A 13773-nucleotide genomic window follows, 5' to 3' on the forward strand; every position below is an offset into this window, starting at 1 on the left:
CTTGTTGTCTCTCGCGGCTGGGGCGCCTGTCCAGACGCCATGCGGCACAATGCCGCGTATGTTCGAGTTCACCATTCAGGCCCGCGAGGGCCGGGCGCGCGTCGCGCAGTTCCACACGCCGCGCGGCACGGTCACAACGCCGATGTTCATGCCCGTCGGGACGCAGGGTACGGTCAAGGGCATCAGCCCCCAGGAACTGTTGGACATTGGCTCACAGATGATTCTGGGCAACACCTATCACCTCATGCTCCGCCCGGGAGAGGCGCTGGTGGCCGCGCACGGGGGCCTGCCGGGCTTCACGGCCTATCCCGGCCCCTTCCTGACCGATTCTGGTGGCTTCCAAGTGATGAGTCTGGGCCACATGCGCAAGATCACCGAGGAGGGCGTGACCTTCAAAAGTCATCTGGACGGCAGCGCGGTGCAGCTGACCCCGGAGCGCAGTATCGCCGTGCAAGAGGCCCTGGGCGCCGACATCATCATGGCGTTTGATGAGTGTCCCCCCTACCCGGCAGAACGCGAGTACATTCAGCGCAGTCTGGAGCGCACCGAGCGCTGGCTGGCGCGCTGCCTGCAGGCCAAGACCAAGCCAGAGCAGGCCCTCTTTGCCATCGTACAGGGGGGCGTGCACCATGACTTGCGCCAGCAGAGCTTGGAGCTAACGCTGCCCCATAACACCCCCGGCTTTGCGTTGGGTGGCCTAGCGGTGGGCGAGCCCAAGGAAGAGATGTACCCTGCGGTGGCCTATACGGCCGAGCGCCTCCCCGACCACAAGCCCCGTTACCTGATGGGTGTAGGTCACCCCGAGGATCTGGTGGCGGGCATCGCGCTGGGTGTAGACATGTTTGACTGTGTGTACCCTACCCGCACGGGCCGTTTTGGCTACGCGCTGACGGACGATGGCCGCCTGAACCTGAACGCCAGTGCGCCGCGCCAGCAGCTGGTCCCGCTGGACCCCGAGTGCGACTGTTACGCCTGTCAGCACTACACCCGTGCCTATCTGGCGCACCTGGTCAAGGCGGAGGAGATGCTTGGGCCGCGGATGCTCTCGCTGCACAATTTGCGCTATCTCCACCGTCTGGTGGAGCGCACGCGGAATGCCATTCAGAGCGGCACATTTGGCAGCTGGGCCAGGGCATGGGCCGAGCGGTACTTTAAGGCGAGCGTGCCCGCCTGGTTTGAGGAGGCTCTGGCGACGGGCGGCCAAGAGCTTGTCTTGCCCACCCAACCCTAAAAAGAGCGGCCCATACGCCTTCATCACTTGATCAGAAATAGGTCAAAGCGCGTAAAATGACGGTTTTATGGGGCTCTCAGGGTTGACCGGGTCTCTTTCATGCTTGTATCATCCGCCTGATCTGGCATTTCTGAACCGACAGGCGAAGAATGTCAGGTTGCGCGAAGGAACACGGGAAGCGGCGAACTACACCTGGGAGAGGAAACCCGGCAACTCGCCCCTGCGTCTACTTCAGAGCTGCGAGAAGGTGCTCCGACGCGCGACGACCTTTTGGGGGTTCATATGAAGAAAAGCCTGCTCGTTCTCACCGCTGCGCTGTCCTTCGGCGTTGCCGCTGCGCAGACCACTGCGCCCGCGAGCGCGCCCCAGGTGCCCGCACTGACCGACGTGCCCGCCGGTCACTGGGCCAAGGACGCCATCGACCGTCTGGTCAGCACCGGGATCATCCTGGGCTACCCCGACGGCACCTTCCGCGGCACGCAGAACCTGACCCGCTATGAAGCGGCCGTCATCATTGCGCGCCTGCTGGATCAGATGCGTACGGGCCAAGTGGCACCCAGCGAGATCGACCCCGAGACCCTGACGGCGCTGCAGAACGCCATCCAGGAACTCGCTGCCGATCTGGCCGCTCTGGGCGTGCGCGTCAGCGACCTGGAAGAGAACATGGTCAGCCGCGACGACTTCGCCCGTCTGGAAGAGCGCGTCGAGATGATCGCCGCGGCCAACGGTGACGCCGAGGCCCTGGCGGGCATCACCGCCCAGATCGAGGAGCTGACCGCCCGCGCCGACGACTACGACACCCTGCGTGCCGACGTTGACGACAACGCGAGCTCCATCGCCGCCCTGAACGACCTGACCGTGCTGCTGAACCAGGACATCCTGAACCTGCAAGACCGCGTCAGCGCCGTGGAAGCCGCCCAGGCCGATCTGGTGGCCCGCGCCGACTTCGACAACCTCGCTGGCCGCGTGGGCGTCGTGGAAACCCGCGTCAACAGCATCGACAACCGCGTGACCCAGCTGGAGAAGTACGCCTTCAATATCCAGCCCACCCTGAGCGCCACCTACTACGTGGCCCGCAGCACCCGCGACATGGACTTTGACCGCCTGATCCCGGGCACGGTCTTCACCACGGGTACGGACGGCAATGCCGACACGGCCGATACGGCCGTGGACTACGCCGATATGACTGGCGGCCGCAGCCCCGTGATCAACGACGCCGCGAACTACTACGGCTTCTCGGGTGCGGGCAACCTGCCCAACGGCGCCGTGCGCCGCGAAGGCGAAACCACCATCAGCTTTGGCATCACCTTCGGCACCAACACGGGCCGCTTTGACACCGTGCGCAGCGCGCCGGCCGGCGCGTTCGTGCCCGGCCCTGGTGGGCTGAACGTCAACAAAGTGGACGTGAGCTTCGGTATCCGCGCTGGCCTGCCCACCGCTGACACCCGCTACCCCGACGTCATTCAGGACGGCGTGACCTACCGCCCCCTGTTCTTCTACTTCAACAATGCCACTGCGAGCTTCACCGTAGGCAACGCGCCCATCACGGTGACCTTCGGCAAGAGCCTGAAGTTCAAGTTCGCCGACTACATTGGTGACAACGACGCCGTGGGGCGCGGCGACGGCTACATCGTGAACGTGGACGGCAGCACGCTGCCCGTGCTCGGCGCGTTCAAGCCCACCATCACCGGCGTGTACGGCAGCCGCGGCGGCGCCAACGGCGACAACCTGTACTACCGTGGTGTGCGCGCCACCATCACCCCCGTGGGCACCCTGAAGGCCGGCATCCACGTGCTGCAGGAAGGCGCTGACGCTTTCGGCCAGCCCGCAGGCCAGCCCAACGATGTGACGGCCTTCGGCGCAGACCTCCACGGCACCGTGGGTGGCTGGCAGGTGGACAGCGAGTACGCCACCAGCCGCATCTACCCCAGCCGTGTGGCGGGCGCAGCGGCAGGTGCGGTGGAAACCCAGAACGCCTTCTACGCCCAGACCTCGGGCACCCTGGGCCCGGTGAAGTTCTATACCATCAACTACCGCAGCGTGAGCGCCGGCTACGACGCGACCGCCGGGATCATGGAAGCCAACCCCACCGCCAAGAACAGCACGGCCCCCTTCCCGGCCGGCCGCACTGGCTTCGGTGTCAAGGCCAAGACCACCCTGGGCCCTGTCTCGGTGGGTGGCTACGTGGACAACAGCGTTGCCTATGGCCGCAACCCCCTGAACACCGCCAACGAGCCCAGCGCCATCGTGGACCGTGGCATCGCGGCGAAGGTCAGCCTGCTGAACCTGATCACCGTGCGCGGCGGCTACTACGAGTACATGACCGGCCGTGCAGCCCCTGTTGACGCTATCTACCAGGACCGCGCGGGCGCCCGCTACGCTGTGCGTGCTGACGTGACGCCGGGTCTGGGCTTCAGTGTGGGTGCTTTCTTCCGCAACGTCGGCTTCGGCGGGCTCCGCGTGAACAACGACGGTGGTTTCTTCGCCAACAGCATTGCTGCGGGCAGCAACGAGTTCGGCCTGAACACCAGCGAACTGGACTCGAACTCCTGCGGCGGCAGCACCTGCTACAGCGAGTTCGGCGTGGAAGTCAAGCACGACGGCAAAGCCGCCGACGCGCTGGTCAAGAACCTCGACCTGACGCTGGGCTACAAGTCGCGCTACCGCACGGCGACCAACAGCTACAGCAACAACGTGCTGTACGGCAACGTTGGGTACAGCGCCAAGGTGGGCGTGGCCAACATCAACGTGGGCGCCGGCTTTGAGAACAGCACCTACAGCAGCACGGAACTGGGGCAGAACAACGGTCTGGCCAACACCACCAGCTTCAACGGCACGGTGGACGTCAAGACCGACACCCTGAACACCGTGTTCCGTCCCAGCTTCGAGGCGTACGCGAAGTTCTACAACAAGAGCTACGACTACACCGCGACGGGCACGAACGTGGACTTCTCGGCCAACGACGTGACCTACCGCGTGGGTGTGCGCCTGAACGAATTCCTGCTGCCCAACACCAAGCTGGCTGTCTACTACGCCGGCTACGCAGGCACCAACCGCGCTTACCGCCCCTACGCGGCGAGCACCAACACCGCTGGCGCCTTCATTGACCAGTACAACGGCAACCGCACCGTGACCCAGAACCTGCTGTACGTGGAGGGCAACTACTACGACCTCAGCTTCGGCTACGGCTACGGCAACCTGGGCCTGAGCGCGCTCAACGGTGCAACGACGGGGGCCAACGCCGCCCAGAGCGCCCGCGGCAGCGTCTTCAAGATCCAGTACAAGGTCACCTTCTAAACCCTCTCTTTCTCAGAAGCCCCCGCCCCGCGCGGGGGTTTCTTGTGTGGGGTGCCTGCAGCCCAGCCGCGGCCAGACCCGTTAGACTCCCCACATGCTTGCTGTGTTTGGCCACCAGAACCCCGATACCGATGCCATGACTGCCGCGCTGGTGTACGCGCGTCTGCTGCAGCGCCAGGGCGTGGACGCCCAGGCTTACCGCCTGGGTGAACCCAACTTTGAAACCGCGTTTGTGCTGCGGGAAGCCGGTCTAGAGGCGCCCCCCCTGCTGGAGGCCTTGCCTGCCGGAAGCCCGGTGGCCCTGGTGGACCACAATGAAAGCGCGCAGTCGCTGGCTGGCCTGCATGAGCTCACCGTGACCCGTGTGGTGGACCACCATAAGCTGGGTGACCTGACCACCACGCAGCCCGCCTATCTGCGCTTCGAGCCGGTGGGCTGCACCGGCACCCTGCTGCTCAAGCTGTTCCGGGAAGCGGGGCTGGACGTGGAGCCGCTGGACGCCCGGTTGATGCTGAGCGCCATTCTCAGCGATACCCTGCACTTCCGTAGCCCCACCACCACCCCCGAGGACCGCGACGCGGTGGGTTTCCTGGCGCCGGTGGCTGGGATTGAAGATGTGGAGGCCTACGCCCTGGCCATGTTTGCGGCCAAGAGTGATCTGGGCGACACCCCAGCCGAAACGCTGCTGCGTATGGACTACAAGGTCTTTCCCTTTGGCGATCCGGCGGCCCCGCAGCAGTGGGGCCTGGGCGTGATTGAAACCACCAATCCAGGCTACGTCTTTGGGCGCCAGGCCGAGCTGCTGCGCGCCATGGACGCCGTGAAGGCCGAAGACACCCTCAACGGCGTGCTGCTGAGCGTGGTGGACATTCTGAACGAGACCAACCGGACGCTGGTGCTCAGTGCCACCGAGGAGAAGGTGCTGCGGGAGGCGTTCGGCGTGGAGGCCCACGACCATGTGGCGGATCTGGGCGCGCGCATCAGCCGCAAGAAGCAGGTGGTGCCGGCCCTGGAGGCCTATTTCAGCGCCCAGGGCTGAGCTGCGCCGTCACTGGACAAGAGGACCGGGGCCGCCGCGCGTCCCGGTGCTCGCCGCTTTTATGCTGGGGGTATGGTTGCCTCCCCTTCGTGGCAGATGGAACTGGACTGGCTCTTTGCCCAGCAGCGCTTTGGCATTCACCCGGGCCTGGGCCGGGTGCGGGCGCTGCTGACGCGGCTGGGTGACCCCCAGCGCACGTTTGAAACTGTGCTGGTGGGCGGCACCAACGGCAAAGGCTCCACCGCCGCCACACTGGCCGCCATGCTGGGGGCCGCCGAGATCCGCGCCGGGCTCTTTACCAGCCCCCATCTCACCCGGTTCACCGAGCGTTTCGTGGTGGCGGGAGAAGAGTGCCCGGAGGATGAGGTGGCCGCCGCGCTGGCCCGAGTGCGCCCGGCGGCCGAAGCCGAAGGCGCCTCGTTTTTCGAGATCGTGACGGCGCTGGGGGCGCTGCTGTTCGCGGAGGCGGGCGTGCAGGTGGCTGTGCTGGAGGTGGGCTTGGGCGGACGCCTGGACGCCACGAATGCCCTGGACCCGGCCCTCAGCGTGATCACCAACGTGGGCCTGGACCACACGGCGATTCTCGGTGACACCCTGGAAGCCATCGCGGCTGAAAAGGCCGGCATCCTGAGGCCCGGTCGCCCGGCGGTGACCGGGGTATCGCCCAGCCTGCAACTGATCCTGCAGGCCCAGGGGGCCGACCTGTGGGCCCTGGGGACCGAGGCCCAGGCCGACGTGACCGGGCTGGACTGGGCGGGCTCCACCGTCTCCCTTCAGAGCCCCGCTGGGCAGGTCACCTTCCACACGCCCCTCCTGGGCGAGCACGGCGCCCGCAACGCGGCGCTGGCGGCATTGGCCGCGCAGCGCCTGGGCCTGACTGCGGCGGCCATGGCGCGCGGCGCGGCCACCACTCGCTGGCCTGGGCGGCTGGAGGTGATGCCCTGGCAGGGGCGGCGCGTGCTGCTGGACGGCGCCCACAACCCTGATGGTGCGCGCGCGCTGGTGCAGGCCCTGCAGGCCCTGGGGGTCACCCGCCTGCCAGTGGTCTTTGGGGCCGCCGAGGACAAGGATCTGTCCGGGGTGGCGGCGGCGCTGGCGCCCCTGGCCAGCCACCTGATCCTGACCCGCGCGGCCCTGAGTCCCCGCTCGGCCGCGCCGGCCACCCTGGCGGCCCTGTTTCCGAACATCCCCCACACGCTCACCGAATCCCCGGCCCAGGCCCTGCAGGCCCTGGACCGGCTGATGGGCGACCTCAGCAGCGAGGCGGCGCTGGTGTGCGGCAGCCTGTACCTGCTGGGCGAGGTGCGGCCCCTGCTGCTGGGGCAGGCGGCCGAGACCCGCGAGCGCTGGCAGTGAAGGCCAGTCAGCCAGTTGGCGCAGCCGGCGCCCGGCAAGGGTAGGCTGGGGGCCATGACCATGAACGATCTGATGCGCCGTCTGGGGCAGGTCAGTGACCTGGAAGCGGCGGCCCGGCTACTCTCGTGGGAGCAAGAGGTTTCCATGCCGCCCGAAGCGGCCCCGGGTCGCGGCCAGCAACTGGCCACCCTGGCGGCGCTGGGCCATGAGCTGTTCACGGCCGAAGAGCTGGGGCGGCTGCTGGAAGCGGCCCAGCCCGAAGACGACACCCAGGCCGCTGTGGTGCGGGTGGCGCGGCGCGATTACGCCAAGGCCACCCGGCTCCCCACCGCCTTTGTGGAGGAGCAGACCCGCGCCCAGAACGAGGCCCACCACGCGTGGCTGGAGGCGCGGGCCAAGAGCGACTTTGCCCTGTTTGCCCCCCACCTGTCGCGCATGGTCGAGCTGGCCCGGCGCCAGGCCGATCTGATGGGCTTTGAGGACCATCCCTACGACGCGCTGCTCGACGACTATGAGCCCGGCATGCGCGCCGCGCAGGTGCGCACGATCTTTGCCGATCTGCGCGCGCGCACCCTGCCGCTGCTCACGCGCCTGCGTGGCGCTGGCGACGCCGCCGATTACAGCGTCCTGACCCGCCCTTTCCCGGCCGAGGCCCAGAAAGCCTTTGCGTGGCGGGTGGCCGGTGAGGCCTTTGGTCTGCAGGGCGACTTTGCCCGCCAGGATGAAAGCGCCCACCCCTTTCAGTCCAATTTCAGCCGCAGCGACATCCGCATCACCACGCGGGTCGAGCCGTACTGGCCCGCCTGCTGCTTTGGCACGTGGCACGAGGCGGGGCACGCCATGTACGAGCGTGGGGTCTCCCAGCGCTGGGCGCGCACCCCGGTCTCGGCAGGCGCCAGCCTGGGGGTCCATGAGAGCCAGTCGCGCATGTTCGAGAACCTGCTGGGGCGCAGCCTGCCCTTCTGGCAGCGCTATTTCCCGGTGTTGGCGGCGGCGGCCCCTGAGGTCACGGCGGGCCTGGATCCGCAGACCCTCTACCGCGCCGTGAACCGCGTGCAGCCCAGCCTGATCCGGGTCGAAGCCGACGAGGTCACGTACAACGTTCACATCATGCTGCGCTTCGAGTTGGAGTTGGCGCTGCTGGAAGGCACCCTGGCGGTGCGCGACCTGCCCGAGGCCTGGAATGCCCGCATGCAGGCCGACCTGGGCCTGACCCCGCCGAACGACGCGCAGGGGGTGTTGCAGGACATCCACTGGTCCGCCGGGCTCATCGGGTACTTTCCCACCTATACGCTGGGCAACCTGCTGAGCGTGCAGCTGCTGGAGGCCGCTCGCCGCACCCCCGAGGTGGCCGCCGGCGTGGACCGCGCCGAATACGGCCCCCTGCTGGCGTGGCTGGTGGAGCACGTGCACCAGCATGGCCGCAGCCTGACCCCGAACGAGCTGATCGTGCAGGCCACCGGGCAGCCCCTGAGCGCCGACGCGTACGTGGCCTACCTGCACCGCAAATACGAGGCCATCTACGGCCTGAAAGAGACCGCTGGGGCCTGAGGCTCACCCCACATCAGCGCCGCCGCACCTGCGAGATCAGGTGCGGCGGCGCTGTTTGCCTCGGGTTGTCTGGGAGGGGCGCCTGGGGTGCCCTGCGTCTTACACCGCCTGACGCCGCTCAGCGCGGGTGATCAGGTAGGCGCGGGCCGAATTCAGCCAGGTCTGGGCAAGGTCACTGCCGGGGTGCTGGCGCTCACGCATGGCGCTGACCCCCAACTGCAGTTGCCGCTCAATGCGGCGCACGGCGCCCAGACCGCCCTCGTTCTCGACCTCAATGAACGTGTTCAGGAGCGTGGTGGGGTGGGCGTAGCCGACGCGAATGCTTTCGGCGATGGTGTCCAGGGCGCGCATGAAGGTACTCCTTCCCGCCCGTTGGGCGGCGAGGTCAGAGGAAAGCACAGTGTGGGTGATTGTGGCGTGGGGCCGTTTGTGCCCTCATGGTAGCAGGGGAGATCGTGAAGGGCAAGAAGGGTTAACCCTCATTCTGTATTGACCGTATTGAGGGGCGGTGTTACACTCCAACCAAGGCTGCCCTATTCTGCCCACAGGCAAACCTGCTGCGGGCTGAGCCGGGGGGCCCCAGGCGGCCCGCGCGTCAGCGTGTTCAGCGCCCCGCGTGAGGCCACGCCGCAGCCAAGGAGGTGAAGAATGAAACTGCACGAACGACTCCGCGAACTGCGCAGCGAACGCGGGCTGCGGCTCAAGGATGTGGCCGAAACGGCCGGAATCAGCGTTCCGTATCTCAGCGATCTGGAGCGTGGCCGCACCAACCCCAGCCTGGAAACCCTCCAGACCCTGGCGGGGGCCTACGCCATCACGGTCCATGACCTGCTCGAAGGCGTCGAGTTCTACGGCACGTCCACCGAGGGCGCGCTGCCCAAGGGCCTCGCTGATCTGGTCGCAGACCCCACCCTGGGGCCACAGATCACGCCCGACTGGGTCCGCACCCTGTCCCGCATTGAGCTGCGTGGCAAACGCCCGCGCGACAAGCAGGACTGGTATGAGATCTACCTGCACCTGAAACGCATCCTCAACTGAGCCCCAGGGTTCAGCCTCAATCGCGCCGCCGTCAGCTACTCAGGCTGGCGGCGGCGCCTTCATGCTTTCGCTCTAGGAGAGTGTGCACACCCTCTGGCTGGGGCCAGAGGGCTGGCTTTTAGGCCGCAGGTTCTGGCGCACACCTCCCGTGACAGGGCCATTTCAAAAGGTGCTGCCGCCCTCTCGTTGGCGGTTCGGGGCTGCGCCAAGGAATGGGCGGCTGAGCCAGTACCCGTCAATTGCCCTATACAGGCAGTGGCTTCCGCCCTCACGCTGCGTGGTTCAGAGGAGAGGGGTCCGTTCGGGTTAGGAGGAGGGTGCCGGCCCCCCAGGCCCCGCCGATCAGGGCCACCGCAAAGGCCAGGGGCGGCACGCTCAGGGTGGCGGCCACGGCGCTGAGGCCCACCAGGGCGCCCACCATGTCGGGCAGGGGCAGCCGGGCGCGGGTCGCCAGGGTCCGGCCTGCGTCGTAGGCACTCACGCTCAGGCCCACGGCGATCAAGAGGGCGGCCAGCGCGGCAGCAATCAGGGCGGGGCCCAGCAGGCCCACCAGGGCCAAGCCGCTTGCGGGGCCCAACAGGGTGGCCACAGCCAGCACCCCCAGGGCCAGGGTCCGCATGGGGGCGTGGCGCTGGCGCCGGGCCAGCAGCGGCGCCAGCCCCGAGACGAACAGCAGCAGCAAGGCGCCCCCTGTGAGGGTCACGAACACCTGGGGCCACGCCGCCGCCCCCAGCCAGCCCAGCACCGGGCGGAAAGCGGCGGCGGTCACGGCGCCCACGCCGGGGGGCACCGGGGTCTGGAGCGCGGCGGCGTCGCCCGGGGCCCGGCCCAGCAGGGCGTTCACGCGCCCGCCTACCTGGGCCCCGGGGGCCCGCTGCACGTCGCCCAGCAAGGTCACCACCTCGCCGCTGACCTGGGCGGTGTTCTGCAGGCGCACGCTGCCGCCCACGGCGATCACGTTGCCCTGCACCGGACCGCTGACCACCACATCCTGCCCGAACGTCACCGTGCCGCGGCCAGCCACCTCATAGAGGGCTGGCAGGGTCAGCACGGCGCTCAGGGCAAACGCGAGGCCGCCCAGGCGCTGCGTCACGGGGGCCGGGCGCCACGTCACCAGCACACTGGTGATCAGCAGCAGCCCCAGGCCCAGGCCCGCCACAGGCGACACCTGGGCCAGCAGGGTCTGCAGCACCAGCGCGCCCGCCGCGAGGTTGGGCCACGCGCTGGAGACCGCCAGCACCGTCAGCGCGGTCAGCAGTGACAGCACCAGAAACAGGGGCGCGGGGTTGCGCCGCCGGCCCAGCAGCGCCGCCGCCACCGGAACAGTCAGGGGAGGCTGGGGCGCGGCGTTGGGTGCTGGCGGGGTTTGTGCTTCACCAATCCGCGCGGCCACCTGCGCCGCGAGGCTGCGGGGCTGGCGCACGGGCACGCGGGCCAGCTGGGCCTGCAAGGCCACGTCGGCCGCCACCGCGGCGGCCACGCTGGTGCTGGGGACCGGCGCCTGCAGCTGGGCCCCCAGAGCCACCTCGGCGGCCACCACCGCCGCCACAGAATGGGGCAGCGTGGGGGCCGGGGCGCGGCGCAGGGCGGCGTCCACCCCAATGGCCTGGGCGACCCCCTCGGCCACCCCTCGCTCGGGCTGGGGGGGCACCTGTGCGCCCAGCAGGCGGGCCAGGGCCACCTCAGCGCGGATGTGCGCGGCCACCGAAGGCACCGGGGGCACTGCCGCCTGCTGCAGCTGTGCAAGCAGCGCAATGTCCCGGGCCACCTCGGCCGCGACCCCTTGCGGCAGGGCCGGGCGAACCGCGACCAAGGCGGCGGTCTGCTGAAGACGCTGCCGCCAGCGCTCCACCTGGGCCTGATCGGGCACGGCCGCAAGGCGCGCCGCATCCTGCGGGGAGAGCTCACCGTCCGCCTCGCGGTGCAGCAGGGTCAGCCATTCGGGGCTGCCCATGGAATTGTGAGTCTCCGCGCCCATACGTGTCCTCTACGGGGTCAGGGGCCCGGACGTTCCCAGGCGTCCGCCGGGCTCACGCGGGCTTCCTCCTGGGCACGGTAGGGCCCGCTCTTGCCGCCAGATTTGCTCAGCAGGCGCACGCCCGTGATCTCCATGGCCTTGCTGGCCGCCTTGAGCATGTCGTAGACGTTCAGGGCGGCGACCGTGACGGCCGTCAGGGCTTCCATCTCCACGCCGGTGGGCGCCGCAGTCCGCACCCGGGCCCACAGCCGCACGCCCTCCGGTTCCAGGGAGACCTGCACCTCGGCGCCCGTGACCGGAATGGGGTGGCACAGCAGTACCAGATCGGCCGTGCGCTTGCTGCCGGCCAGGCCAGCCAACCGGGCCACCACCAGGGGGTCGCCCTTGGGGTTGGTCCCGGTCTCCAGGGCCGCGCGGGCTTCGGGCGGCAGGCGCACCCAGGCCTCGGCGGTGGCCTCCCGGGTGGAGGGGGCCTTGTCCGTCACGTCCACCATGTGGGGCTGCCCGTCCCGGAAGTGGGTGAGTTCACTCACTCCTCGGGCACCTTCAGGTCGGCCAGGGCCGCAAAAGGGTTTTGCCGGGCATGGACCGAGCCTTCGGGGATTCCCAGCTCATCGTCAATGGCCTCCACGGGCACCTGCGCCATGTGCTCGCAGGGCCCGTCGTTCAGGTCGTGCCCGCAGACCTGGCACAGGCCCTTGCAGGCCTCGTCGTGCAGCACGCTCAGGGGCGCGGCCAGCAGCGCCGACTCGGCGAGGTAGGCGCTCAGGTCCAGTTCCGGGGCGCCGAACACCAGGACCTCTTCGCCAGATTCGGCCTCTTCTAAAAAGGGCGTGTTGACGGAGGGCTCGTGGCGCATCAACGTGCCCAGGCGCAGCTCCAGCGGCACCTGCACGTCGCGCAGGCAACGGGCACACTCCATGATCAGCACCGGTTCAAAGGACCCCTGCAGGTACATCTCGTGGCCGCCCAGGGCATTGACACTCACCTCGAACGGCGCCGGCTCGGCGAAGCGCAGCGTCTGCTGCGTGCCGCCCTGCTCGTAGTGGAGGTGATCAAGGGTGCCCTGTGCGCGGGCGTCGTCCGACGAGGAACGCAGCAGGGCCCCCAGGTGAATTCGAGGTGAATCGGTCATGCCCTCATGATAGGCCGAGGCGGCTGACAGAACCTTGAGCCTGTGAACGAAGTGGCGCAGAGGTGAAGGGGGCAGCCGTGGCAGCTGTCACACCAGTTCCACCACGCTGGCGTCGCTGATCGTGAGCTTGTGGGTGCGTGGCAGGGTACGGCCGCCGCGCACCTGGGCCCGCACCCCGATCAGGCAGTCCTGCAGGCGGGTGGAGACGTGCTCAATGATGGCGCCTTCATCCACCACGCTGTGCTCGACTTCAGCGCCGCGCACCACACTGCCCTTGCCGATGCTGGTAAAGGGGCCGATGTAGGCGTCTTCAATGACCACATTATCGCCCAGGAGCACGGGCCCCACGATCTTGCTGCGCGTGACCCGGGCGCTGGCCGGCACGACCACATGGCCGGTCAGCTGCGCGTCTTCCGTCACGCCCTGAATACTGGCCTCTATGCGCTCCAGCAGCAACCGGTTGGCGTCCAGCAGGTCAGCAGGGCGCCCCGTGTCTTTCCACCAGCCCTGCACCGGTTGCCCGGTCACTGTGCGCCCGCGCTCAATCAGGCCCTGAATGCCGTCGGTGATCTCGTACTCCCCCCGCGCCGAGGGGGGCATGCCTTCGAGCACCTCGAACAGTTCCGGCGTGAAGCAGTACAGGCCGGCCACCGCGAGGTTGCTGGGCGGCACGGCCGGTTTTTCGACCAAGCGGGTGATCTGCTCCCCCTGCAACTCTGCCACCCCGAAGGCGGTGGGGTTCTCCACTTCGACCAGGGCAATCAGGGCCGTGGGCCGTGTCTGCTGAAAACGCTCAACAAACGGCTGGGCCCCGAATTCAAAGAGGTTGTCGCCCAGGTACACGCAGAAGTCGTCCTGCCCCACCCACTCGCGGGCCGTGAGCACCGCGTGGCCCAGGCCCAGTTGCTCGTGCTGGTTGATCAGGGTCAGCTGGACGCCCTGAAGGTCTTCGACTGCATGCTGAATCTCGTCGCGCGTGATGTCTGAGACCACAATGCCGATCTCGGTGATCCCGGCCTGCCGCAGCGTGCCGATGGCGTGGCAGATGATGGGGTAGCCTGCCACGCGAAGCACGGGCTTAGGGCGAGTGTAGGTGAGGGGACGCAAGCGGGTGCCCAGGCCTGCAGCGGGGATGATGGCTTTCATGG

At 68.3% G+C, this 13773-nt stretch carries 11 protein-coding genes; 6 read left to right on the forward strand and 5 right to left on the reverse strand.

Features of this window, described 5'->3' with window-relative positions:
- Nucleotides 1–58: 58 nt before the first annotated feature.
- The 5 genes from tgt (at nt 59) to K7W41_RS12585 (ending at nt 8474) form a co-directional block, all read left to right on the forward strand.
- Nucleotides 59–1231, forward strand: a complete 1173-nt coding sequence (gene tgt, locus K7W41_RS12565; RefSeq protein WP_224608944.1) for a tRNA guanosine(34) transglycosylase Tgt — start codon at nt 59–61, stop codon at nt 1229–1231.
- 282 nt (nt 1232–1513) lie between these two features.
- Nucleotides 1514–4528 carry an S-layer homology domain-containing protein gene (locus tag K7W41_RS12570; RefSeq protein ID WP_224608946.1) on the forward strand — a complete coding sequence of 1005 codons (3015 nt, stop codon included), beginning with the start codon at nt 1514–1516 and terminating at the stop codon, nt 4526–4528.
- Between the two features lie 94 nt (nt 4529–4622).
- Nucleotides 4623–5567, forward strand: coding sequence for a manganese-dependent inorganic pyrophosphatase (locus K7W41_RS12575; RefSeq protein ID WP_224608948.1), 945 nt, complete (start codon nt 4623–4625; stop codon nt 5565–5567).
- 72 nt (nt 5568–5639) lie between these two features.
- A complete protein-coding gene (locus tag K7W41_RS12580) occupies nt 5640–6923 on the forward strand; it encodes a bifunctional folylpolyglutamate synthase/dihydrofolate synthase (protein WP_224608951.1) in 1284 nt (427 codons plus the stop codon).
- Nucleotides 6924–6977: 54 nt separating this feature from the next.
- Nucleotides 6978–8474, forward strand: a complete 1497-nt coding sequence (locus K7W41_RS12585) for a carboxypeptidase M32 (protein ID WP_224608954.1) — start codon at nt 6978–6980, stop codon at nt 8472–8474.
- A 99-nt stretch (nt 8475–8573) separates the two neighbouring features.
- Here K7W41_RS12585 and K7W41_RS12590 read toward each other — a convergent pair whose 3' ends face one another.
- Complete coding sequence (locus K7W41_RS12590) at nt 8574–8825, reverse strand: hypothetical protein (protein WP_224608958.1); 252 nt, start codon at nt 8823–8825, stop codon at nt 8574–8576.
- A 297-nt stretch (nt 8826–9122) separates the two neighbouring features.
- Between K7W41_RS12590 and K7W41_RS12595 the strand changes: the two genes are divergently transcribed.
- Nucleotides 9123–9512: a helix-turn-helix domain-containing protein gene (locus tag K7W41_RS12595; protein WP_224608961.1), complete on the forward strand. Its 390-nt coding sequence runs from the start codon at nt 9123–9125 to the stop codon at nt 9510–9512.
- 268 nt (nt 9513–9780) lie between these two features.
- On the opposite strand, the gene K7W41_RS12600 is transcribed toward K7W41_RS12595, so the two are convergent.
- The 4 genes from K7W41_RS12600 to K7W41_RS12615 all read right to left on the reverse strand — a co-directional run bounded on the left by K7W41_RS12600 (nt 9781) and on the right by K7W41_RS12615 (nt 13771).
- On the reverse strand, nt 9781–11490 hold the full coding sequence (locus tag K7W41_RS12600; protein WP_224608964.1) for a bactofilin family protein: 1710 nt from the start codon (nt 11488–11490) through the stop codon (nt 9781–9783).
- A 17-nt stretch (nt 11491–11507) separates the two neighbouring features.
- Nucleotides 11508–12023, reverse strand: a complete 516-nt coding sequence (moaC, locus tag K7W41_RS12605; protein WP_224608967.1) for a cyclic pyranopterin monophosphate synthase MoaC — start codon at nt 12021–12023, stop codon at nt 11508–11510.
- Nucleotides 12020–12625 (reverse strand): DUF177 domain-containing protein, encoded by a 606-nt coding sequence (locus K7W41_RS12610; RefSeq protein ID WP_224608969.1) that lies wholly within the window; start codon nt 12623–12625, stop codon nt 12020–12022. The genes moaC and K7W41_RS12610 overlap by 4 nt, the downstream gene beginning before the upstream one ends.
- A gap of 87 nt (nt 12626–12712) precedes the next feature.
- Nucleotides 12713–13771 carry a glucose-1-phosphate thymidylyltransferase gene (locus K7W41_RS12615; RefSeq protein WP_224608972.1) on the reverse strand — a complete coding sequence of 353 codons (1059 nt, stop codon included), beginning with the start codon at nt 13769–13771 and terminating at the stop codon, nt 12713–12715.
- Nucleotides 13772–13773 lie beyond the last annotated feature (2 nt).

Source organism: Deinococcus multiflagellatus (assembly GCF_020166415.1).
GTDB lineage: Bacteria > Deinococcota > Deinococci > Deinococcales > Deinococcaceae > Deinococcus > Deinococcus multiflagellatus.